The sequence below is a fragment of the Rhodoferax sp. OV413 genome (assembly GCF_900104385.1).
Classification (GTDB): Bacteria; Pseudomonadota; Gammaproteobacteria; order Burkholderiales; family Burkholderiaceae_C; genus Rhodoferax_B.
Window position 1 is genome coordinate 855204 of sequence record NZ_FNJA01000002.1, and the last position, 21245, is coordinate 876448.

Sequence of the window (21245 nt, forward strand, 5' to 3'; positions counted from 1 at the left end):
AGGCCAAGTACCTAGACCTGCGCCAGGCAGCGCGGTGCGACCTGGGGCGGCAGTCCTCGGGCCATTAGCAAGGAGGACGCACTAGAGCTTGTAGCGATGAAGGATACCGGCTTGTTCGGCCCGAAGCTCCTAGCGGAGATATTCGATATATCGATTTCTACGGTGTGGTACACCTACTGGACCCATCGCAAGCCGGATGCAAAGAAGCTGCGCCATCGCGGGTGCCCAGTTATAGGGCATTTCATGTGAACTCTGAGGCGTTATATCAATTTCAGCAGAATTGACGTTAGCATGAGGCATTCCATAGCTAGGGCGCTCTTGTGACAATTTTAAAAAATGCCATAGATTCCATACAAATTGGTGTTGACGATTTTGAAGACCCTGATGAGCGTCGAAGTGCGTCTGCAGTGCGAAATATTTTCGCTGGACTCTTACTTCTTTATAAAGAGAAGCTTTGTCGGTTGTCGCCTGCTCATGATAAAGAGCTTTTGATTAGGCAGAATATTCTTCCAGTTCAGGATGCGGATGAAAATATCCTTTTTAAAGGAAAAGGAAATAAAACCGTAGATGTTTCAACGATTGAGGAGCGTTTTAAAAGCTTAAATGTGAATGTTGATTGGGCTCGATTTAGGGAAATTAATAGCCTGAGAAATGATCTTGAGCATTACTACACTGCTAAATCACCGGATGCTGTGCGTGAAGTCATTAGTAAGTCTTTTCTTTTGATCCGAGATTTCTTGGTTTCGGAGCTTAATGAAGACCCAGTAGAGCTGATCGGTAGCGATTGTTGGAGCACCTTGCTAGCGATGAGCGATGTGTATGCGGCTGAACAAAAAGACTGTAATACATCAATTCTGAAAATTGATTGGAAATATCGTACTGTAAAGGAGTCTTTGAGGCATTTGAGATGTCCTGAATGTAGTTCCGCTCTTGTTCAAGCTCCATATGAAGATGATCTGTTGACGCCAACTGCAGAATGACCAACATCGCCAGTAATTTCATGGCCACCCCGAGTCCTTACAGAACGAAGCTGGATGCGCCTTTCCTGAAAAATGCGACCTATCAGTTCGGCATTGGCACAAGTGCGCTGAACTGGTCAATTGAAGGTTGGCAGTAACAGCCAGAGACTAGGAGGTCTCGCAAGGCCCGGTTGATAGTGGGTCGGGAAACCTGGAGGACTTGCTCTAATGCACCAGGCTGTACAGCTTCCCCCGCGGTAATGATCAGGCGCAGCAACGCATAGTGACGGGGCGACAGTGCGGGGGTGGTCATGCAGTAGGGAGTCTAATGAATCTTTTTAGCTGAGGAGTTTTGGTTTGAATCTCGTCACAATGACAAGAATAGATCAAAACCTTATCACTTTGATAAGTTTGTGACAAGATTGATGACAAATTAATGGATTGATGATAAGAAAACCTTGGGCAATCTGGGGCTTTGTAACTCAGAGAACCCAAGGTGGTGGGCTAGGCATCTACGAGAGGGTGGTACAGCGGCTGATGAAGCAGGAAAGCCTGGTTGTTGCGAAGCCCAAGTGGAGCAGGTAGCAGCGATGGTTTGATTCAAAGATGTCGGTGATGGCTTGCCGCACCGAAACGCATTTGTCGCCCACCGCTGTCCGCGGAAGTTCATTCTGTAACGAAGGGCGAGGTGGAATTCGCCGTCAACCTGCGTTGGCCGGTTGCTTACTTTTTTGCGCAGCTCCTTTCAAGATTTCGGTTTCTTCTCCCGACATCTGACTTTGCTGCGCCAGAAAATGTAAGACTGTCTCGGCGAGCAGACTGTTTGCCCATGCGAACCACGGTCGGCTGAATGCGGCGGGATTCTCCGGATCGAAACTTTCATGCATCATTGAGGTTCCGTCTGTAGTCTGAGACAGAACTTGCAGCAGCTCAGCGGCTTCTTTTCGACCTTCAGCCGTCTGCTGAACCGTTAATGCCTGTATGCACAGCGAAATTGGCCAGACGCGTCGTCCGGGTGTATGCGGGCTGCTGATTCCTGCGGCGTAGCTACCCTCGTGGTAATGCGGATTCTGACGGCTTAGAACGAAGCGCCGTGTGTTCAGGTACAACTCGTCGTCGGGTCGGCAGTAGCCTAGGTAAGGTAGGGACAGAAGGCTAGGAACGTTGGCATCGTCCATCAAAAGGTGGTTTCCAAGCCCATCGGTTTCATAGGTATAGATCGGTCCGTATTCCGGATGAACCACAACCGCATGCTGGCGCAGCCCCTCCTCAATGCCCGATTCCAGCGTCTTTGCACGCGTCGCCAGCCGTTCATCCCCGTAGACATTCCGGGCAAGGTCCGCGGCGTGCCTCAGCGCCACTACCGCAAACATGTTGGCCGGAATCAGATAGGGATAGACGCATGCGTCGTCGCTGGGCCGAAAGCCGGACCACACCAGTCCGCAAGGCGCGCACACCGCTCCTCGTCCCTCGTTGGGCAAGGTATCGCTGGGTAGCACACAGTATTCCGTGGGGCGCTGAAATGTATAGTCCGAGCGTTCGTTATGGTGCTGCTCTGTTTCCATGGTGTCCAGAATGGTGTTCAGCATCGGACGCAGGTCACCCAGGGCAGATGCGTCTCCAGTGGCTTGGACATATCTCCAGGCTAGCCAGACCGGGAAACACAGAGAGTCGAGTTCGAATTTTCTCTCCCATACCCAAGGATCGGGCTGCGGCAGATCAAACGAGTATTCATGCCCTTCTTCGCGGTTGAATGCGTTTGCGTAGGGGTCGATGCTGATAAGGTGAGCCTGTTGCCGCACGACTCCTGCCACCAGTTTTGCCAGCACGGGGTCTTGAGCGCAAAGATGCACGTACGGACTGACCTGAGCCGATGAATCTCTGAGCCACATGGCTGGAATGTCTCCAGTCACCACGAACGTTCGACCATCCTGCAGATCTTCCAGAGTGGTCTGAAAGGTGTTGGGGAAGCAATTCTGAAAGAGTTTTGCCAATTCCGGATGGGTGTGCAACCGTCTAGTGGTCTGCAGAATAGTTGCCTGCATGCTATGCGTCAGGCCGCGCCGCGGCTCCGGCATGGGTGTTTGATGAACAGGAGGCTGAGGTGAGTGTTTTATTGGATTCACGAGAGACCTTTGTGCGGCCAGCCTGCGCTCTACCAGATAGAACAGGCTGCGATCTAAACATGACCGGAAGAGCCACACGAGTGGCCTCCTTCGGTCATGGATAGCGGGCTTTAGTTCAGTTGCAATTGGCTTTGTAGATGTATTGCGCGAAATCTGGGTTGCTCACGTTGCTGCGGGTGAGGCCTACGCCACCAGTGGGGATGTTCTTGGGCATGCTGGTACCCATCAAAGCCTTGCGGGCATTCTGAACCGCTAGTGCTCCCATCTCGGCCGGCTTCTGCGCAACAATGGCCTGGATCTGGTTGTCTTTCAGCGATTGCACCAATGCGGGAGAGGCGTCGAAGCTGACTACGCTAATCTTGTCTCGGCGCTCGGCAGGAAGCTGACGAATCGCGCCAGCGGCCAATAGAGCCTCAGTGTTGGCAATCAAGAACATGCCGGTAACGTCGGGGTTGGCAGCGAACGCTGCGCTGAATGCCGACGAGTCTTGGCTGGCGCCCTTGTAGACCACTTTGATATTCTTGTGGTTGGCTTTTATCTCGTCCAGAAAACCCTGAATGCGATCTGCAACGGTGATTACGCCGGGGAGGATCGGTGGAACCATCGCTGTGCCCTTCTCACCCATTAGTTTTGCAAGGGTGCGGGCAGCTTCTTCGCCGAGTGCCCGGTTGTCGGAAGATATGTTGGTCACGACAAAGCTGGAGTCGGCCAGGCGGGTGTCCACCCCGATGATCTTGATACCTTTGTCGTTCGCCGCTTTCAAGGGAGCGTACAGCGCTTGTCCGTCGTTCACAGCGATAGCGATAGCCTGGACATTGCTGGCCACCACCGCATTCACTACTGGGGTCTGTAGAGTCGCATCCCAGGCCGGTGCGCCCTGCACCGTGAGTTCCACGTCACCCAATCGCTTGGCCTCTGCTTGTGCACCGCACTGCATCGAGGTATAGAAGTTATCTGTGGTGGTTCCCAGAACCAGGGCGATGCGGTACTTGGGCGTTACAGCGGTTGTCTGCGCCAAGGTTGGAGCGGTTACAGATGCGAGAAGCAGGGAAACGAGGCTGAGAGAAAGTAGTTTTTTCATGATGAACTCTTTTAAGTTGGCCGCAACGGGCCGATGAAAGTTTTGAAAGTTTTCTGGAGAAAGCAGATATTTGGTAGTGCGGATTCGTTCTATCTGAATGGACTCAGCCGCCTTCGCTACGGCCACGTCTTTTGACCAGATCAACGTAGACCACACCGATCAGCACTACGCCGACGATGATGTATTGCCAGTACGGAAGTACCTGCATCATCACCAGGCCGTTGGAAAGAACGCCGGGAATGAATACACCTACCGCCGTTCCAACCACTGTGCCGGTTCCACCGAACAGACTTGTTCCCCCAAGAACCACGCCCAGCAGCGCTGTGAGGTTGTCGCTCTGATGCGCTGCTAACGTGGTCGAGCCGAAGCGTGCTAGGCTCATGAATCCGGCCAATCCCGCTCCGCAGCCCGAGATGAGGTAGAGCGTGATCGCCACCCGGTCGATATTGATGCCTGCCCGACGTGCCGCCTCGGCGTTGGAGCCGATGGCACAAGCGTATTGACCGAAGCGGGTCTGGGACAAAACGAAAGCTCCGACCACGACAGCGACCAGCGCCACCAACACGGGAATCGGCAACCCCAGGAGGCGCCCCTGGCCAATCTCGTCCAGCATCGGTTTGGGAACGCCATACAGGTCAACGCCACTGGTCAGCACGTAGGCTGCGCCCTGGGCGATACTCAGAGTACCGAGCGTGACAATGATGCTGGGTACGCGGGCCTTAACGATCAGGAATCCGTTGATGAACCCGGATAGCAAACCGATTCCAAGGCAAGTAGTGAAACCTAGAAGTACCGCGCCCCAGCCGCCAGCGCTGCCTCCGAGTAGTTCCATCGCCTTGACACCCATCACGCAAGAAAACACCAGCACTGCGCCGACTGAGAAGTCGAAACGTGCGCTGGTCATGATGAAGGTCAGGCCTACGCCCAGCAGCACGATGCCGGAGTAGTCCACCGCCAGCGTCTGGATGTTGTACAGCGTCGGGAATTTGCTCGGGAACAACACCGAGAAAAAAACCATCACGACCGCCAAAGTGCCAGCTGTAAGCATGGCTTGTGACCCGGTTATTCGACGCAGCAGCATCGCCACCGGAGTTGTGTCGTTCACCGGTTGGGGGAGGGAAGACGTAGGGGCGCTCATGCAGCAACTCCTGCGCCCAGTCCTGTCATGGCTAGAACGACTTCTTCTATTGAGGTTTGGGCCTTGTGAAACTGCGCGACCCGCTTACCTAGCCGCAGAATTTCGATCCGGTCCGCTACCTCGAAAACGTGCTGCATGTTGTGACTCACCAGCACTACCGCGACGCCAGAATCCTTGACCCGCAGAATCAGATCATTGACGTTGCGGGCCTGTACCACGCCGAGTGCTGCAGTCGGCTCATCCATCAGCACCATCTTGCTGGCCCAGACCATGGCACGGGCTATGGCTACCCCCTGGCGTTGCCCGCCCGACATCCCGATTACCTTGGCTTGGGTATCCTGAATTTTGACTCCCAGACGTCCAAACGCCTCTACCGTGCGCTCATGCATGGCCTTGCGATCTAGCATGCCCAGGCGTCCCATCAGGCCAGGCCGCAGAACTTCACGCCCCAGGAACAGATTGCCGGCGGGGTCCATGTCCGGAACCAGCGCCAGATCCTGAAAGACGGTTTCGATCCCCAGATCTCGGGCATCCAGCGGCGACCTCATCTGAACGGCCTTGCCCTCGAAGTACACCTCACCTTCGTCTGGCGTGATGGTGCCCGTGATGACTTTAACTAGGGTGCTTTTTCCTGCGCCGTTGTCACCCAGAAGGGCCACGACCTCACCGGGGTAGACACTGAAATCCGCGCCCCGTAGTGCCTCGACCTGTCCGTAACGCTTGGTAATTCCCCTCGTTTCCAGAAGTGGTTGCCCCCTTGGAGGGACACCTGATGGTGTACTACCCGCTAAGGGGCTGAGTATGGGTACAGCTTGCGACATATGCTCCTCTAAACCATGAATAAGGCTGGGCCGTAGTCACCTGCTGGTCCTGAGGTTGGGAAGGGGTTTCCCAAATCATCAGAGAGAAGTAGATGCTGCGGTTCTTGATTTGTGACAACGTTGTCATATGACTGTAATTGTGCAAAAGTGCGCTGTCAAGAGCACAACAACCTAGTCCCATTTAGCGATTTATGAATGCCTTTTGCCCGTCTGTGAGAACCCGGAAAGCAAAGCCCTGGATCGAGGTTGGAGAAACAATCCGATATCGGTTCAAGGGCGTATCGGAGGTAGTTCGTATTTGGCTAGGGGCGGCGGTCCGGATGGCTGGGCCACTCTAGAATGAAGAAAATGAACTACCGTCCCACCATGCACGATGTGGCCCGACTGGCAGGGGTCAGCATCAAAACTGTCTCACGGGTAGTCAACAACGAGCCGCGCGTCAATCCTGAAACTGGAGCCAAGGTCAGCAAGGCCATACAAGAGCTGGGATTTCGGCGCAACGAACAGGCTCGAAGCCTGCGTCCCGGTCAGGCATCGGGGCTATTGGGACTGGTCACTAGCGATATGTCCAATCCGTTCTATTCGGCCATCGCATGCGGTATAGAGGAGGTTGCTCAGCAACGCGGCTATTTCGTGTTGACAGCAAGTTCGGAGGAGGACGCAAGCCGCGAGCAGCGGCTGATCGAATCCCTGTTGCAACACAATATCGATGGATTGATGATTGTTCCGGCGGTGGGCGATCACCAGTATCTCAGTCCTACACTTTTGCGTGATGTGCCAGCGGTGGCCCTAGACCGACCAGGACATGCGCAGATGGACTCCGTACTGCTAGACAACCGCGAAGGCGCACTGCAGGCTGTTACGGCACTGATCGGGGAGGGTCACCGTCGCATTGCAATGATTGATGGATATCCTCAGGTGTACACAGGCGCCGAGCGAATAGCAGGATATGCAGCGGCGCTGCGGCAGCACCAGATCGAACAAGTGCCCGACTTGATCATGACCGGACATCACGGCGAACTCCAAGCGGAGGCCGCTATGGACAGGTTGTTTCGGCTTGGTGATCCACCCACTGCGGTGTTCACCACCAACAACCGCATCACATTGGGGGTGTTGCGGGCCATGAAACGATGGAACCGATGGTTGGCTGTGGCCAGCTTTGACGATTTCGAACTTGCAGACATGCTGCATATTCCAATATTGGTCGTTCGGTACAACGCTGTGGAGATGGGCCGCAAGGCGGCTGAACTGCTTTTCCACCGCCTGGAAGACCCACAAACTACCGCTCGTACGTGCTACGTTCCGGTCGAGGTGGTTATTCGAGGGGGGTGAGGAGCCCAGGTGCGGACTACGCTGCCAGTGCCAACAGCTTCTACACCATGCGCGGTGCGGCAGTCTGGGTGGTGCAAGGCAAGGTGGCGGAACTGCTGTCGCAGCCGGACAAGCTGCAAAGAGGGGCCGCGCCACTCAGGTGTGGGTGGATTGCGTGGCGGCACTCGGCCTGGCAGCACAGCTTCTGCGGGACATCCTGGGCTTTAGCTTGGAGAGTGCGCGTGCGATCAGTGCTGCGATGGCGGTCGCACCGAAATCCAAGCGCCAGATGCTGAAGAATGCGGAGGCGGACTGGCAGGACAAATACTTCCGGGTGAGGGCTAGATAGAGGAAGTACCGGCATGCAGCCCTGCTGCAAGGGTTGTGCGGGATGCGGCCGCGGGAACTGGGGCGAGGGGTGACCGTGCGGTGGCGCGGCGCCATGGTGGCCATCAAGATCCTGGGCGCGAAGTTGCGCAAAACCACTGGCCAGGAGTGGCGAGGGATGCTCATTCCGGCCGAGAGGTTTCCGGACTGGTTCCTGCAGGATTTGGGGCGTGAGCAGAAGACGTATTCCGCGCCCCGTGGCGCGATGAGCATCTATTTCAAGCGACTCTCTTCTCGTGTTTTCGGTCGACGGCAATAGGCCACCTCTGATACTGAGCAGCTATGTGCTGCGGCATGTGATCGTCACCGACCTACGACAGGCGGGGTGGGATTCTGCGGAGATCGCTTAGGTCCTGGGGGAGCGGCGCGCATAGACGTCTCGGCGATATGGGCTGCGCTGGCGGGGAGGCAAAGTTCAGGTGTAGTCCGGAGATTGCGATCAAGCGGGGGACGGTGGATACGGAACGGCCGGTGGTAAGGCGGGAGTCGGAGTTCCTGGCGAAGACGAGGGAGGCGAAGGCTGGGAAGATGAGGTAGAACAAGCACGAGTTTGCATATAGAGGCTCACTTGTAGGACCGCTCTAGGCTGGCTGCTGTCATAGGCTGGATCTGGCTGGACGGGTCCTATCGGCCAGCAGCGGGCATTGTTGAGAGGAAGTGCCCGCTTGCTCTAGAGTGACCTGCGGCGCCAAGGGGTCTACACTGAGGACGCCGCGGTGGCTGACCCGGCGGGCACCCCGCAGCGGCGGTGCTCCGGGGCCGCTACAGGGCGCGTGTCCTCCGGCCGGGCAGGTCAAGTCGATTTGGCTTCCTGCCATTCGTCGATGGGATACGAGGCGCTCTCATGCGGGCGCGCCGACTCGTCAACCCAACAGGAGTGAAGACATGTCCTACATCGATGGTTTCGTGATCGCGGTCCCCACCGCCAACAAGCAGAAGTTCATTGAGCACGCGCGCCAGCTCGACCCGATATTTATCGAGCTGGGCGCAATCCGTGTGATCGAGGGTTGGGGCGACGACGTCCCCGACGGCAAAGTCACCGATTTCCGCCGGGCAGTCCAGGCGACGGCCGAGGAGACGGTGGCCTTTTCTTGGATTGAATGGCCGGACAAGGCCACGCGCGACGCCGGCATGAAGAAGATGATGGAAGACCCGCGCATGGATCCGTCCACACCCGGCAACCCGCCCATGCCCTTCGACGGCAAACGCATGATCTTTGGCGGCTTCGAGCCAGTGGTCGAAGTGAAGGCTTGAGCGGCGGGGGCGACGCCGCCCCTTGACGTTCCACGCGTCACGGCGGGCCTGGCGCAAATTGTCGACCCGCAGGCAGGCGGCCTCGCAGTGGTCATGGACGGCGATGACAGCGCATATTTCGAAGTCGTTTTTGTCTACGACGTCGACTACAAGCACAGCGCGAAAGGCGTTCTTCGAAGTGAGCCGGCATGCTTACCGGCATGTGGCGCGATTTACAGTTGCGCAATAGAATTATTTGCCCAGGAGAGGCATAGGCCATTGGTTATTCCGGACGCATCCATAGGCCAAAAGACAAACTTTCGCACGTCCGCTGACGCGATTGCCTGAAACACGGCGGTAGGAGTTATATCGTGGTCCAAAGTGACTCGCAGCTCGACCTGGCTATGCGGACGCTCGCACATCGCGACGTCCTCGATTGGCTTACAAACTTCATCCGAATTCAGCTTGCCACCCAGTCCCCTATACAGCGAGAGTTCACCCTCGCCGTCATTGAGGAAGGATTGAACAACGAGCGCATTCGGTTCAGAGGCTATCAGGGGAGTAGCCCGAGTCAAACAGAATTCGAAGTTCTTCTATACAGGCGAGCCTTCGCGAGACTTGCGGGAGATATTCTCGCCACGATGGGCAGTGGCTTGACGATGGAGGAAGCGACTGCAACGCAGCCGATGCCGCTCGAATAACGACCTATGCTCACCGGCACCGGTGGGATCAGAAGTCTGGTCGTGGCCGAGAGTAGACGTCAACGAGTGCTTGCGTTCGTCTTTTTGCCTGTCAGTGCTGAATAGACCAGCTGGATGACACCCGCAACAAAAAGGACCACCCGTCCTGCTGCTGTAAGTCCCACAAAGACCAAGGCTAGCCCGACGACGAACGAGGCCAACATAGACCAAGGAATGTATTTAATACGCCTCCTTTGTTGCCGCTCTTGGTCGATGGCGGTCACCCACTAAATCAACCACCACAAAGCGATTCTTGTGCCCAGAAATCAAATTACAAATTTCTGCAGGAATTGATCCGTATATGCCTCCAAAATCTCACGAAAATCATGGCTTCGGCGGTTCAAGGCATTGGACTCAGCTACTAGGGTGCTGCTCTGGGCCTGTAGAAGCCTGAAAAACTCAGCATCAGCCTGATGGTCGGTAAATCCCAGTCGGCACACAGAAGCTGTCAATTCGGTGCGCCGTTGCAGCAAAATTTCTAAGGCTTGCTGTTCAAACTTCAACGTACCGCAAGCAAATTGCCAGGAAATGCGTGCAGCATTCACGTCTTCCTTAGAGACCATAACCGACTCCACCGAGTCACGACAACTCGAAATAGATCAATGCAGGATTGCAAGGGGCGCAATGCAGCTGCTTTTGCAACTTCCAGACCGTCAGAATTTGATGACGGTTTGCGCGAACTGGCAATCCCTCGTTGTTCTTCATTATGTGCCTCTGGACGTAGCTCCCCATCTCCGCAAGGGGTAATTTGTTACAGCGCGTAGCGCTAAACATGGCCCGAGCCCCGACATGACAAAGGCCATAACCCTGGCCGGTAAATGCACTGATCTTCTACTTCAAACTAGAGTGCCCAGGATTGCGAACGTGATAAGCCCTCTTGTCACCATCAACGACGACGGCAAGGCGCCGGGCTCAAACCGTCGGCTACCGACTCAGTTGAGCCGCGGCATTGAAAATCCCAATGTCCAGGTCTGAAGTTCCAGTTAAAGAAACCCGATCCATCGACCTGCCAGCAAGGCTGACAACCAAAGAAAGATAGACGCTATCGCGCGTAGTCGGACCCTGTGGGTTGGGGCACTTCCTCGGAGGACTTGAACCCAATCTACGCTTGCATGCTGCCAAACGATGTTTGCAATAGCCAAAGCAAGGATTGCAAGCTTGAAGAGGAACGCCGGGTTGCTCACGTAGTCGTAGGGGCGGACTGTAAAAAGCCACAGCCCGGTCAAGGCTGCCAAGATCAGCCCCCACCGTGCAACCCCAGGCAAGATGCGGGCAAGGATTTGCAGTTCGCCACCGGAGACATTTCTTGCGAGCAACACGTCCAACGGGATGATGCTACCCACAAGAAGTGCAATGCCCAAGATATGGGCTGCATTGACAAACATGTAAGCCGTGCCCGAGCTTTGTAGCCAAAGAGAGCCCGGCCAAATCGCAATCAAATCAAGCACAAAGCATCAATCTTTGATGCGCTCCGGATACATGTCGTAATGCTTACCGTCCAAGGTAATGCGCACGGCCTTCATATGCAGGGATTTCTTGTCCGTGGCCCGGTTTCCGAGAACCGTGATTGCATCGCCTGCCTTTGCCGTGCCGCCCTTGAATCCGGAGCGCTCAGTCTGCGACGGATTTCCCAGATCAACTTGCCAAGTGCCGCCTTCTGCGGATTTCACTTTCAAGATGGGGTGAGGCGGCGCCATGGAAATCGACTCTATGGTGCCTTGCAGCGTCATTTGATCACCTTCGGCCCAGGCCCAGCCGTGGTGGGCGAAAGCGTCGGCAGCGACCAGCGTCAGTGTGGCCAAGCTCAGTACTTGTGCAAGCCGCCCAAACTTGGAAATGCAAAGAGCTTTCATATCAACTCCTGTCGTCTACAAAAACCATGTCCTCTGTCAGAGTGGCACAAGGACGCGCTACGGTGGGTGTTCGTATGCATGCAAAAGATTGAGAAACTGAAGCGATAGTTTGTTTGCCGCAGCATACTGAACCGCAAGTAACTCTCGTTGCGCTCCTACAAGATGTTTGAAATTTACTTCGGCTTGATCCCGCATCAAGCCGTTTTTTTGTAACAAATTTACCAAAGCGTCGTGACCGTCATTGATTGCATCTAAAGCGCACTCTTCAATATGCAACGAGTCGGATGCAGCTTGCCATGACGTGCGCGCTGCACCAAGTTGTTCCTTTGAAACTATCACTTTTAACGCAATGTTTCGTGCCACCTCTAGCTTTGAAGTCTCTTTTTTTGCCATCATGGGCCGCGATCAGTCAGTCCATTGCGCGGCTAAATTTTATGCTTTTGCCCAGAGGCTCAAGAAGTTCGCATCCAGGGCCGTGTGCCGCTGAAATCCGCATCGACGAGTGGGCTGACGAAACGCTTTTCCAGTAAGGAGGAGACAACGTGAACACAGACTATCAGCCCGGATATGAAGCTAGCCCTGTTTTGGGAAAAAAAGAGCCGTCAGCCCACGGACATCCCGATCCCAACATCGAGAAACCGATCCCGGATGTGAGAAATCCTGGCTCGGATATCGATGACCCTGGCGGCCCGAGCATCGAAAAACCGATACTGGATGTTGTGACTCCGTCGAATAGCGACGATCTTGACCGTCCAGGGATTGACGACCTTGGCGGCCCACCTTTCGAGAGACCTGTGCCGGATGTTATAAATCCCGGCTCCAATATCGATGATCTTGGGGGCCCAAGCATTGGGCCGCTTGGTCCGAAGGTGCCAGACTCTGGCGTAGACACTACATCACCGCGTGTGCCGGCCCGCAGCGAGGGCTGGAACAACGCTTGGCCAGGTCTGGCCATGGCCTTGGGCGGTGTGTTGCTCTACCGCTGGAAGAGCAAACGCCGACACACGAGGGTCTAGCTTGGCATGAGAGTTGCCAAGCTGGGCCATGTCGAATTCCCAAAGGCAACGATCAGACAAGGCATAGCTGCCAACTCTGGTGTTCACTGCACATAGAAAGAGCTGCTTCCTTCTCCATCCACCTTAATACCATCGAGACATGGTGGCGTGTCGCCCCTACTTGTGTGGGCTGGCGACGGTGGAGCGCAACTTCGCGGTTGTCTCTGTGTGCTCCAGATTCGAGGGGAGGTTTCGCCATGTATCGGTTTGGATGCGTGCATGAGCTTCCAATAGCATCGTCAGGTTTGCATGGTCTTCGCTCTTCACTTCCACATCGACCGAGACATAGGAGACTTCCTTGTTCGCCGGGTCCTCAATGACCGCCCCAGGGCGCCATGTGTGTTCATCCACTTTTCGTGGCACCAAATGGACCAACAGATCACGAAAGCGCGTGGTTTTCATGGCGATTCCCTCTCTTGTTCTTGCGCCTCTATGCTATGAAATCTGGGTGTGAAAACTCCAGCTTTGTATGCCACGTTTTGTAAGTGCTGTTGCCTTCTTTTTCCTCCAGCCGGTTTGCTGGCTTAGCCGGTGCACGTGCACGGTTTAGGGTGCAAGGGGCGTGGCGTATCGGCATTGAGATGGCGGTACTTTTCGCAGCAAGGCAGCTCAACGAAGGAACGTCACCATGCTCAAGTTTTACGGCTTTTCGAAAGTTGACGCTGCCGCCCGCTGCCACGCCCGCGACCTGCGTGTGCTATGGGCGCTCGAAGAGATGTAGCTGTGTCACGGTCCATAAACATGTGACCACTTCGGGTTGGTTGTTCTGATGGTCAGTATTCCACCCTAAGTGAGGTCGCTCGTCTACATCTCGGCACTCGCAGGGAACGCCTGCCTCTGAGGCGGCTAGGCAAATGGTTTTAATGCCTACAAGCCCCTTGGTGTTCGTCCTACACCCAGTTCGACGCGTCATTGGTGAAATTGCCGATCCGTGGCACGCCAAAGGAGGCCCGACGATGGACCCACGATCGATACTCACGAGTGCCGGCGTTTTGTGCATTTGCTATGTTTCGCCGACTTCTTTTTTTTCAACCCCACCGCCGCAGGCTAACTCTCCAGAGGCGAGTTCGCTCCCTGCGAATACCCAAGCTGATGCGAGACCCATGCCCACGCCGGAGGCAACCAACTACCAGTACCAGTTGGCAAAACAGCAATGCGATGCCGTACAGAGCTTCGAAAAAGCCCGGCTGAAGGAAGGCAGGCCAGCCTACGAGAGGATCACCACCGCTTACAGAACTCGGTAAAGGTAAGCGACGCTTCAAAGCGAAGAAGGGGGAATCGTCATGAAAACCACCTATGTACGAGGTCTTTTGGTACATCTGATTCCATACAGAGTTAATGCGCACACGTGGCTTCCGCGGGCGGTTATCGAAGTCCCGAAGAGCAAGGAAATCTCCCAACTTATTTTGGATATCGAAGTGAAGAGCGAGGACCAAGCCAACATCAAGATGCTCTTAGAGGCGCACGCAAGCATCCAAACCGATGCATGGCAACTTTTCCATCGGACAAGCGGCACATAACGGACAACGAAAAATAGCCGCCCATCGTCGAACACCACCGCCCAGGCGGCTGTAGAACATCCGCTAACAGAGATGCGTGTCACAAAAACGCGCCTTGGTCCTACAGCGATTCCTGATCAATGTAGCCATTATTGAATGGCATCAACTATGGAGAAAGCAGATGGCCTCCAACCATTTACGACGCATCGCTGTCAGCGTACATGAGCCCCGACGGGGTGAGTTCTACTGGACGTTGATGGAATCTACTGGCGACATCACGGTGTGGAATGAACTGTATGCAGCCAAAGAAAGCGTGCCGACCTATGGGGAAGCTCTGCGCACCGGCGTCGGCATCCTGGTGGACATGGGCAGCGATGAGGACGGCCCCCGTCTTGTCGGGGAGGACGAAAACATGCCCCCAGTAGGGTAATGCAGAAAGCTTCTTCAAGCACACACCATGAAAGGACCTGGCAATGGACAAATCTCGCAATTCGCTGGCGCATGGCAACAGGGGCGAGGCGACTGCCGCGAAGCAGCGGCGTTTGCAGAAAGAGCAAGATCTGCGCGATGTGCAGCCATCTGAAAGCTCTGCAACCGTAAAAAAGCGCCGTAAAGTACCTCTGCCCACCCAGCACCTATTGAAGCCAGGGCTGGAAACAGAGATGCAACTCAAACCACAGTTTGACGCACCGCATTACAAGGGCAGCGGTAAATTGCGGGGATTTTCTACTTTGATCACAGGTGGTGACTCCGGCATAGGGCGTGCAGTGGCAGTTTTGTTTGCGCGCGAAGGCGCCGATGTCGCGATCGTCTACCTCAACGAGCACACAGATGCGGAAGAGACAAGAAGGCACGTGGAAGCGGAGGGCGCACGGTGCACCGTCATTCCCGGGGACGTAAAAGACGCCGGCTTTTGCACGCGCGCTGTCAAGACGGTAATAGACAACTGGGGACGACTGGACGTACTGGTCAACAACGCAGCATTCCAGGAACATGCAGAATCTTTGGCCGACTTGAGTGAGGAGCGGTTTGATGAAACCATGAAGACCAATGTCTATGGCTATTTCCACATGGCCAAGGCTGCGCTACCGCACCTGCAACAAGGAGCCAGCATCATCAATACAGGATCGGTGACAGGGCTGAGAGGCAGCAAGGAGCTACTGGATTACTCGGCCACCAAGGGAGCCATCCACGCTTTTACCAAAGCGCTGGCCAGCCAACTCGTAGACAAAGGTATCCGCGTCAATGCAGTGGCTCCGGGTCCGGTATGGACCCCACTGAACCCAGCCGATAAACAACCAGAAGACATCGCCGAGTTTGGTCATAAAACCGACTTTGGTCGTCCAGCACAGCCTGAAGAAATATCTCCCGCGTATGTGTTCTTAGCCGCACCGTGCTGCTCAAGCTACATCACGGGAATGGTGCTACCGATCACCGGATCCGCTGGCGATGGGGCTTAGCACCATCGGTGCAGTGCGTACGACACGGGTTTCACAAGGGCCAAATTATTCCGCTTTTGGGGGATCGAAATCCAATAGCTTCATTGCATTACCCAGGTTTTGTGGGGCGTAGTTCTTCCACGGCCCATTGCCTAGATCCAAGCGCGTATGAATGTTGGCAATGGTCCAATGGGCAGAGCCTGAGATCTCTGACACCTCATCCCATAAGATGGGTACGGAAACTCCCATTCCCGGCCGTGCCCGTGCCGACCAAGCGGTGACCGTTGTGGCCCCAAAACCATTGCGCAGGTAGTCGACAAAAATCTTGCCAATACGATTTTTCGGGCCACTTTTAGCGACAAACAGCTGCGGCAAGGTGTGAGCCAAATGCTGAACAACGGTTTGCGAGAATGCTTTGACGGCATCCCAGTGGTAATACTTCTTGAGTGCCACCACGATGTGCAGGCCTTTGCCTCCACTGGTTTTAACGAACGATGCGAGGCCCAGTTGCTGCAGGAACTGGTGCACTAGCTCGGCGCCCTGTTGCATCGTTTTCCACTCCACACCCTCTCCCGGATCCAGATCGAAGGTCATGCGGTCAGGCTTATGGATCGCGGTTTTGACGCCATTCCAGGTATGGAACTCCACCACATTCATCTGAGCCGCCGACAGCAGCGCATGCAGCGTAGCGACCTCCATCAGGGGGGCATGCCCGGGATCGAGCACGGGGTCTAGCAGTTTCACACCCGGCATCTTGCCCTCCAGATGCTTCTGAAAGAAGAGTTCGCCATCGATACCTGCCGGTGCCCGTACCATGGACACGGGGCGATGCTTTAAGTGCGGCAGCAGCAAGGGCGCCACCAGGTTGTAGAAGCGCACCAGCTCCAGCTTGGTCAGGCCTGTGGAGCTGTCAATCACGCGCTCAGGGTGGGTAATTTTGAGGCGCGGCGACAACGAGACAGGTTGGGGTTCGCTGGTGGAAATGGATGTCGGATTTTCCCGTGTGATGGACTCCGGAGCTTTGTCAGCCCGTAGACCGTGGAACACCGCGTGCCGGATCCGCTGCGTGTCCGTCCACTCCCCGAACGAGACCTCCGCCAGCAGAACTGGCTGGACCCAATGGGCGGTGCCATCCAAATCGGTTTTACAAGCCAATGGACTGGTTCTTGCAGCCACAGTTTCAAGCTTCTGCTTCAGTTGCAGCAAGGTTCGACCGTCGAAGCCGGTTCCCACGTTGCCCGCATACTGCAGCAGGCCCTTGTCATCGTGCACCCCCAAGAGCAGGGATCCCAGGCCGACGCGACTGCCTTTGGGGTCGGTGTAGCCAACAACCACAAACTCCTGTCGCAACCGACACTTGAGCTTGATCCAGCTATCAGAACGGCGTGACACATAGACAGCGTTTTTCTTCTTTCCGATCACTCCTTCCAAGCCCATTTTGCAAACGGTGGACAGAAGGTCCTGGGCCCGGACGTCGAAAGTATCGCTGAAGCGCAGGTTATCCGGCGTTTTATCGTTGAACAGCTGTTGGAGTACAGCGCGCCGCGTTTCGAGTGCTTCTTGACGGAGGTCTCGGCCGTCAAGATATGGAACATCGAAGAGGTAGTAGAGGATGTCGTCGGTGCTACCACGGTCAAACGCGTTCTGCAGACGCTGAAAATCCGGTATGTCCTTGTCATTGGTCACGGCGATTTCCCCGTCGAGCCAAGCCGACTTCAGCCCGAGCTGTCCCAGCGATTGAGCGAGCTTGGGGAGCTTGTGCGTCCAGTCGTTTCCGTTGCGCGTGAACAGCTGCACCGTCTTGCCCTCTATGCGCGTGAGCAAGCGGTAGCCATCGAACTTGATTTCAAACAACCAGTCGGTTGGATTGCTGGGGACCGCTTCCATGAGGACGGCGAGTTGGGGTCGGAGTGTGGCGGGCAATGCATCGGATGCACCCGGAAGTGACGTGGTTGGGGCCGCCACTTTCGCGCCGTTGGCGCTTTTCTCGATACGTCTTGAACGCAACGGCACAACGCTGTCAGGCATTTCGTCCACTACGCTGAACTCTGCCGCGGTGCGGGCGAAGCCATCCTTTTCTTTGATGAGAAGCCAGGGGATCTGTTTCTCGCTTTTCCCCTTCATCCGGACCAGCGCCCAACGGCCTTGAAGTTTGTGCCCATGCATGTCGAACTTCAGACTGCCATCGCGATAGCCCTTCACGGGGTCACCCAACGGGACCCAGTGGCCCTCGTCCCAGATGATGACCTTTCCGGCGCCGTATTGGCCAGCGGGGATCTCCCCTTCAAACTGGTTGTAGGCGATCGGGTGATCTTCTACCTGCACCGCCATACGTTTGTCCTTGGGGTCCAGACTAGGGCCCTTGGGCACCGCCCAGCTTTTCATTGTGCCCTCCAGTTCCAAGCGAAAGTCGTAGTGCAAATGCGAGGCCCAATGCTTTTGGACCACGAAGGACAGCACGCCTGTCTCCGATACACCGCCATGCAACGGTTCAGGGGTGATGGCGAAGTTTCGCTTCGCTTTGTACTTGGCGAGAGCGTCCACCATTTACGCGGCTCTTTTTGCTGAAACCCCTGGCTTACGCGGCGTAGGTTTGGCGGCAACGGACGATTTTGCAGGCGCAGTGGGCTTAGCCGCTGCCTTGGTTTTGGTATCGGTGCCGGCCCGGCCTTTGAGGCTGCGCGCCAACAATTCGCTGAGGTCAATGATCTCGGCACCGCCTGACGCGGCTTCAGCGGGCTGGATGACCGTCTCAGTAGCGCCGGCTTTGACCTTCTTGTCGACCAGCTGCATGATCTCCTGCCTGAACTCATCTTTGAAGTCTTGGGGATCCCAAGTGCCAGTCATCTCCTCAACCAATTGCCGGGCCATCTTGAGTTCGTTGGGCGTCAACCTGGCCTCTTTGGTGCCCAGCGGCGGCAGATCCAGGTCGTCATAACCCTTCACCTCATCACCCCAGCGCAGCAAATTCAACACCAGTACCGGACCCGAGGGCACCAAGACCGCCAGATGCTGCTTGGTTTGGATCACCACTTTGGCCAAACCGACTTTGCCCGTGCTCACCAAAGTTTCCCGCAAGAGTGCGTACACCTTTTGGCCTTTGTTGATAGGTGCTACATAGTAGGGGCGCTCCAGATAAACAAAAGGAATGTCGCCTGCGTTCACAAATCGCTGTATTTCGATGGTCTGCGTCGTCTGGGGAAAGCTGGATTCGATTTCGTCTGCAGACAGGATCACATACCGGCCATCTTCGTACTCGATGCCTTTCACGATGTTGGCGGCGTCGATCTCTTTGCCGGTTTTCTTGTTGATGCGCTTGTAACCGACCGGATCCATCGTGCGCTTGTCGAGCCAGTCGAAATTGATTCCTTGCTCCGTGCTGGCGGTATGAAGCCCCACCGGGATATGCACCAAGCCGAAGCTGATGGCTCCCTTCCATAAAACGCGGCTCGCTGTTGCCATGGGATTTTCCTTCTATTCCAGGATCAAGGTTTGGAAGGCTGTACCCCCATCTCATGGAGCGCCATGCCTACGCCGTAACTTCCTCGCGCTCCGCAACAGTGCGCGCGTTGAGGCACCAGACATCAATGCGGAGATCGGCATCTTCTGTCTTGCACACATGGGGAATTTTTAGCAGGGTGTGGAACTGGTCGTGGACTTGGTCGCCGTTCAGGGGGCAGCCCGCAAGAGGCTTTCGCCCGTGGCATGCCAACACAGTTCCGCCCTCTTGCAAGGAGGTGGAGATCTTTCCGACCAAGCGGAGTACCTCGTCAGGGTTCAGGTAATACGCCAGTTCATTAATGACAATGAGATCGAACTGCTCGTCCGGCCAATCTTCTGGCACACCTGCTTGTATCACCCGTACGTTTTCAAAGTCCGTCAGACGTTCTCGCAGGACTCCTACAGCATCGGCTGCACCACCTGAGACAAGTAGTCGATCGCAACGTGTTGCCAAGCCGGCCGCCAACTCCCAACTTCCACAACCGGGCTTGTAAACATTCCCGTAGCGGGCAGCCGGCAGACTTGCGTGGATCAGCGCATGTTTCCGCAATTCGGACCAGTGCATGCGAAAGCCGCTTAGATCTTCCTCTTGGGAGAACAGTGAATCCAAATAGACGACCGAGGTCGGTGGACAAAAGTTATTCATTGCTTCAATTGAAGAACATTCAACCTCATATTTCGATATTTATACCAATTGTTCTTTCGAAACAATATATTGAAAAATTGAACGATGCTGTAGGAGAATTGCTTGTCGACAGGTAGGGCCAAGGCAATGGCAGTTCTAGGCAAGAAGTCGATTGCCCAATATTTTTTAATATGAATTGGATGTTGTTAAATCTGACAAAAATAACTCTGCGTTGCACCTGTTAAAAAGTTTAGTTCGCGCGATGTCCTACACCAGCAGTAGAAGAATTGAATTTCATAGTTCTCCGTGACCTTCTAGCATTCCATTGCCTGACAGAGGCAGTTTTATTATTCTTATGGAGGCAGATATGGGGAACTCACTGAAATCGAATCCAAGCGGACATCTCGTTACTGGAATCTTTCCAAACCGGGAAAGTGCTGAGTCCGCATTCGACGCAGCAACGGAGCATGGTTACTCAAAAGACGATGTCAACCTGCTCATGTCTGACGAAACTCGTAAGCGCCATTTCGCTGGTACATCAGCCGGAAGAGAAACGGAGCTGGGCACCAAAGCGGCCGAGGGCGCAAGTGTGGGAGGCGCTATCGGTGGCACGGTGGGTGCGATCGCAGCAGCCATTGCCGCAGCAGGAACCAGCATTGCTTTACCCGGGCTCGGACTGGTGATTGCCGGCCCCTTGGCGGCTGCGCTGGCAGGAGCCGGGGCGGGTGCCGCTAGCGGTGGTTTGATTGGCGCCCTGGTTGGATGGAATATGCCAGAGGAACGGGTAAAGAACTACGAGGCGGGGATCAAAAAGGGTGGCATTCTGATGGGCTTGCATGCCAGAAATACGGAAGATGCATCCCATATTGAAAATAAATGGCGTACCCACGGTGATCAGATATACCGATAGCTAGTAAAAACTCCTGTCTTCAGTAGGCAGGAGTTTTTACTTAAATCGTAGTGCTTTTCGAGCCATTTACTCAAAATAGGCGGTGCATAAGTTATTGATATGGTTTTATATGGAAATTAGCTGGATTTCACAGCCTGAAGCCTAAAGAGGTGTCGACATTTATGTAGTCCCACTACGCCTAACTTACCGCCACTTGGATTTAGGCATTGACTTCGGCCAATTCTGCCCGCGGCAGCACCGGCATCCAATTCCACGAAATAACGTCCCGTGGACTATCAATAGCGATCGTCCCTTTAAGTGCATTTCTTCCTTCGGCAGTCAGGCCATTTACCAACGCGCGTATGGGTGGCCGAGGGCGTAGCGCAGTTTTTATAGGCTGTTCAAATTCGGCGTCTACCCACCCTTTGGACTGGTATACCAATAACCATCCCACCTCAATCGGGTTGGTCACATAGATATGTCCTTCACACTGGGATATTTCCCTCAGAAAAATCATTGACATTTTTATCTCCATGCACAGTTTTATGACTGCATGGAGTGGATAGTATTTCTTCGGTCAAACATCTC

Annotated in this window: 25 protein-coding genes; 11 read left to right on the top strand and 14 right to left on the bottom strand. The window is 55.0% G+C overall.

What is annotated here, in order from left to right:
* The first annotated feature begins 320 nt into the window (after positions 1-320).
* Both BLT66_RS26445 and BLT66_RS26785 read left to right on the top strand, forming a co-directional pair.
* Complete coding sequence (locus BLT66_RS26445; RefSeq protein WP_143029197.1) at positions 321-980, top strand: hypothetical protein; 660 nt, start codon at positions 321-323, stop codon at positions 978-980.
* Entirely contained in the window at positions 977-1117 is a 141-nt protein-coding gene (locus BLT66_RS26785; protein WP_176955034.1) for a hypothetical protein, read from the top strand. The genes BLT66_RS26445 and BLT66_RS26785 overlap by 4 nt, the downstream gene beginning before the upstream one ends.
* On the opposite strand, the gene BLT66_RS27460 is transcribed toward BLT66_RS26785, so the two are convergent.
* The 5 genes from BLT66_RS27460 to BLT66_RS11465 form a co-directional block, all read right to left on the bottom strand.
* Positions 1063-1272 carry a MarR family transcriptional regulator gene (locus BLT66_RS27460; protein ID WP_369821593.1) on the bottom strand — a complete coding sequence of 70 codons (210 nt, stop codon included), beginning with the start codon at positions 1270-1272 and terminating at the stop codon, positions 1063-1065. The two genes, BLT66_RS26785 and BLT66_RS27460, sit on opposite strands and share 55 nt — an antisense overlap.
* Positions 1273-1660: 388 nt before the next feature.
* Positions 1661-3004, bottom strand: a complete 1344-nt coding sequence (locus BLT66_RS11450) for a glycoside hydrolase family 125 protein (RefSeq protein WP_218922593.1) — start codon at positions 3002-3004, stop codon at positions 1661-1663.
* A 196-nt stretch (positions 3005-3200) separates the two neighbouring features.
* Positions 3201-4292, bottom strand: a complete 1092-nt coding sequence (locus BLT66_RS11455) for an ABC transporter substrate-binding protein (RefSeq protein ID WP_218922594.1) — start codon at positions 4290-4292, stop codon at positions 3201-3203.
* Positions 4270-5304 (bottom strand): ABC transporter permease, encoded by a 1035-nt coding sequence (locus BLT66_RS11460; protein ID WP_092757789.1) that lies wholly within the window; start codon positions 5302-5304, stop codon positions 4270-4272. The genes BLT66_RS11455 and BLT66_RS11460 overlap by 23 nt, the downstream gene beginning before the upstream one ends.
* Positions 5301-6125, bottom strand: a complete 825-nt coding sequence (locus BLT66_RS11465; protein WP_092757790.1) for an ATP-binding cassette domain-containing protein — start codon at positions 6123-6125, stop codon at positions 5301-5303. The genes BLT66_RS11460 and BLT66_RS11465 overlap by 4 nt, the downstream gene beginning before the upstream one ends.
* Positions 6126-6473: 348 nt before the next feature.
* Between BLT66_RS11465 and BLT66_RS11470 the strand changes: the two genes are divergently transcribed.
* The 4 genes from BLT66_RS11470 to BLT66_RS11490 all read left to right on the top strand — a co-directional run bounded on the left by BLT66_RS11470 (position 6474) and on the right by BLT66_RS11490 (position 9757).
* Positions 6474-7457 carry a LacI family DNA-binding transcriptional regulator gene (locus BLT66_RS11470; RefSeq protein ID WP_092757791.1) on the top strand — a complete coding sequence of 328 codons (984 nt, stop codon included), beginning with the start codon at positions 6474-6476 and terminating at the stop codon, positions 7455-7457.
* A gap of 421 nt (positions 7458-7878) precedes the next feature.
* Positions 7879-8082 (top strand): hypothetical protein, encoded by a 204-nt coding sequence (locus BLT66_RS11480; RefSeq protein WP_143029198.1) that lies wholly within the window; start codon positions 7879-7881, stop codon positions 8080-8082.
* 626 nt (positions 8083-8708) lie between these two features.
* The gene (locus tag BLT66_RS11485; protein WP_092757794.1) at positions 8709-9077 is read left to right on the top strand and encodes a DUF1428 domain-containing protein; all 369 of its coding nucleotides are present in this window, start codon (positions 8709-8711) and stop codon (positions 9075-9077) included.
* Positions 9078-9427: 350 nt separating this feature from the next.
* The gene (locus BLT66_RS11490) at positions 9428-9757 is read left to right on the top strand and encodes a hypothetical protein (protein WP_092757795.1); all 330 of its coding nucleotides are present in this window, start codon (positions 9428-9430) and stop codon (positions 9755-9757) included.
* Between the two features lie 305 nt (positions 9758-10062).
* Here the strand turns inward: BLT66_RS11490 and BLT66_RS11495 are convergent, their stop codons facing one another.
* The 4 genes from BLT66_RS11495 to BLT66_RS26450 all read right to left on the bottom strand — a co-directional run bounded on the left by BLT66_RS11495 (position 10063) and on the right by BLT66_RS26450 (position 12045).
* The gene (locus BLT66_RS11495; protein ID WP_092757796.1) at positions 10063-10359 is read right to left on the bottom strand and encodes a hypothetical protein; all 297 of its coding nucleotides are present in this window, start codon (positions 10357-10359) and stop codon (positions 10063-10065) included.
* A gap of 420 nt (positions 10360-10779) precedes the next feature.
* Entirely contained in the window at positions 10780-11244 is a 465-nt protein-coding gene (locus tag BLT66_RS11500) for a hypothetical protein (protein ID WP_092757797.1), read from the bottom strand.
* Positions 11245-11250: 6 nt separating this feature from the next.
* A complete protein-coding gene (locus tag BLT66_RS11505; RefSeq protein ID WP_092757798.1) occupies positions 11251-11649 on the bottom strand; it encodes a DUF6152 family protein in 399 nt (132 codons plus the stop codon).
* Positions 11650-11706: 57 nt separating this feature from the next.
* Positions 11707-12045: a hypothetical protein gene (locus BLT66_RS26450; protein WP_143029199.1), complete on the bottom strand. Its 339-nt coding sequence runs from the start codon at positions 12043-12045 to the stop codon at positions 11707-11709.
* 146 nt (positions 12046-12191) lie between these two features.
* Here BLT66_RS26450 and BLT66_RS26455 point away from each other — a divergent pair, with 146 nt between their 5' ends.
* On the top strand, positions 12192-12665 hold the full coding sequence (locus BLT66_RS26455; protein WP_143029200.1) for a hypothetical protein: 474 nt from the start codon (positions 12192-12194) through the stop codon (positions 12663-12665).
* 156 nt (positions 12666-12821) lie between these two features.
* Here the strand turns inward: BLT66_RS26455 and BLT66_RS11510 are convergent, their stop codons facing one another.
* Positions 12822-13106, bottom strand: coding sequence for a hypothetical protein (locus BLT66_RS11510; protein WP_143029201.1), 285 nt, complete (start codon positions 13104-13106; stop codon positions 12822-12824).
* Positions 13107-13987: 881 nt separating this feature from the next.
* On the opposite strand from BLT66_RS11510, the gene BLT66_RS11515 reads away from it, so the two are divergent.
* The 3 genes from BLT66_RS11515 (at position 13988) to BLT66_RS11525 (ending at position 15663) form a co-directional block, all read left to right on the top strand.
* Positions 13988-14224, top strand: coding sequence for a hypothetical protein (locus tag BLT66_RS11515; RefSeq protein ID WP_143029202.1), 237 nt, complete (start codon positions 13988-13990; stop codon positions 14222-14224).
* A 76-nt stretch (positions 14225-14300) separates the two neighbouring features.
* Positions 14301-14633 carry a hypothetical protein gene (locus tag BLT66_RS11520; RefSeq protein WP_143029203.1) on the top strand — a complete coding sequence of 111 codons (333 nt, stop codon included), beginning with the start codon at positions 14301-14303 and terminating at the stop codon, positions 14631-14633.
* Positions 14634-14676: 43 nt separating this feature from the next.
* Entirely contained in the window at positions 14677-15663 is a 987-nt protein-coding gene (locus tag BLT66_RS11525) for an SDR family oxidoreductase (RefSeq protein ID WP_092757802.1), read from the top strand.
* 45 nt (positions 15664-15708) lie between these two features.
* Here the strand turns inward: BLT66_RS11525 and ligD are convergent, their stop codons facing one another.
* From ligD to BLT66_RS11540, 3 genes are all read right to left on the bottom strand, one after another.
* A complete protein-coding gene (gene ligD / locus BLT66_RS11530; RefSeq protein WP_092757803.1) occupies positions 15709-18189 on the bottom strand; it encodes a DNA ligase D in 2481 nt (826 codons plus the stop codon).
* A complete protein-coding gene (locus tag BLT66_RS11535; protein WP_092757804.1) occupies positions 18190-19104 on the bottom strand; it encodes a non-homologous end joining protein Ku in 915 nt (304 codons plus the stop codon).
* A gap of 67 nt (positions 19105-19171) precedes the next feature.
* Positions 19172-19789, bottom strand: coding sequence for an SAM-dependent methyltransferase (locus BLT66_RS11540; RefSeq protein WP_092757805.1), 618 nt, complete (start codon positions 19787-19789; stop codon positions 19172-19174).
* 346 nt (positions 19790-20135) lie between these two features.
* Here BLT66_RS11540 and BLT66_RS11545 point away from each other — a divergent pair, with 346 nt between their 5' ends.
* A complete protein-coding gene (locus BLT66_RS11545) occupies positions 20136-20678 on the top strand; it encodes a hypothetical protein (RefSeq protein WP_255406870.1) in 543 nt (180 codons plus the stop codon).
* Positions 20679-20877: 199 nt separating this feature from the next.
* On the opposite strand, the gene BLT66_RS26465 is transcribed toward BLT66_RS11545, so the two are convergent.
* Positions 20878-21180 (bottom strand): hypothetical protein, encoded by a 303-nt coding sequence (locus BLT66_RS26465; protein ID WP_143029204.1) that lies wholly within the window; start codon positions 21178-21180, stop codon positions 20878-20880.
* Between the last annotated feature and the right edge of the window lie 65 nt (positions 21181-21245).

Coding starts and splice junctions, on each gene's coding strand:
- BLT66_RS26785 (WP_176955034.1), top strand. CDS start 977: ATGACCAACATCGCCAGTAATTTCATGGCCACCCCGAGTCCTTACAGA.
- BLT66_RS27460 (WP_369821593.1), bottom strand. CDS start 1,272: ATGACCACCCCCGCACTGTCGCCCCGTCACTATGCGTTGCTGCGCCTG.
- BLT66_RS11450 (WP_218922593.1), bottom strand. CDS start 3,004: ATGCAGGCAACTATTCTGCAGACCACTAGACGGTTGCACACCCATCCG.
- BLT66_RS11460 (WP_092757789.1), bottom strand. CDS start 5,304: ATGAGCGCCCCTACGTCTTCCCTCCCCCAACCGGTGAACGACACAACT.
- BLT66_RS11465 (WP_092757790.1), bottom strand. CDS start 6,125: ATGTCGCAAGCTGTACCCATACTCAGCCCCTTAGCGGGTAGTACACCA.
- BLT66_RS11470 (WP_092757791.1), top strand. CDS start 6,474: ATGAACTACCGTCCCACCATGCACGATGTGGCCCGACTGGCAGGGGTC.
- BLT66_RS11480 (WP_143029198.1), top strand. CDS start 7,879: ATGGTGGCCATCAAGATCCTGGGCGCGAAGTTGCGCAAAACCACTGGC.
- BLT66_RS11485 (WP_092757794.1), top strand. CDS start 8,709: ATGTCCTACATCGATGGTTTCGTGATCGCGGTCCCCACCGCCAACAAG.
- BLT66_RS11495 (WP_092757796.1), bottom strand. CDS start 10,359: ATGGTCTCTAAGGAAGACGTGAATGCTGCACGCATTTCCTGGCAATTT.
- BLT66_RS11505 (WP_092757798.1), bottom strand. CDS start 11,649: ATGAAAGCTCTTTGCATTTCCAAGTTTGGGCGGCTTGCACAAGTACTG.
- BLT66_RS26450 (WP_143029199.1), bottom strand. CDS start 12,045: ATGATGGCAAAAAAAGAGACTTCAAAGCTAGAGGTGGCACGAAACATT.
- BLT66_RS11510 (WP_143029201.1), bottom strand. CDS start 13,106: ATGAAAACCACGCGCTTTCGTGATCTGTTGGTCCATTTGGTGCCACGA.
- BLT66_RS11515 (WP_143029202.1), top strand. CDS start 13,988: ATGAAAACCACCTATGTACGAGGTCTTTTGGTACATCTGATTCCATAC.
- BLT66_RS11525 (WP_092757802.1), top strand. CDS start 14,677: ATGGACAAATCTCGCAATTCGCTGGCGCATGGCAACAGGGGCGAGGCG.
- ligD (WP_092757803.1), bottom strand. CDS start 18,189: ATGGTGGACGCTCTCGCCAAGTACAAAGCGAAGCGAAACTTCGCCATC.
- BLT66_RS11535 (WP_092757804.1), bottom strand. CDS start 19,104: ATGGCAACAGCGAGCCGCGTTTTATGGAAGGGAGCCATCAGCTTCGGC.
- BLT66_RS11540 (WP_092757805.1), bottom strand. CDS start 19,789: ATGAATAACTTTTGTCCACCGACCTCGGTCGTCTATTTGGATTCACTG.
- BLT66_RS11545 (WP_255406870.1), top strand. CDS start 20,136: ATGGGGAACTCACTGAAATCGAATCCAAGCGGACATCTCGTTACTGGA.
- BLT66_RS26465 (WP_143029204.1), bottom strand. CDS start 21,180: ATGTCAATGATTTTTCTGAGGGAAATATCCCAGTGTGAAGGACATATC.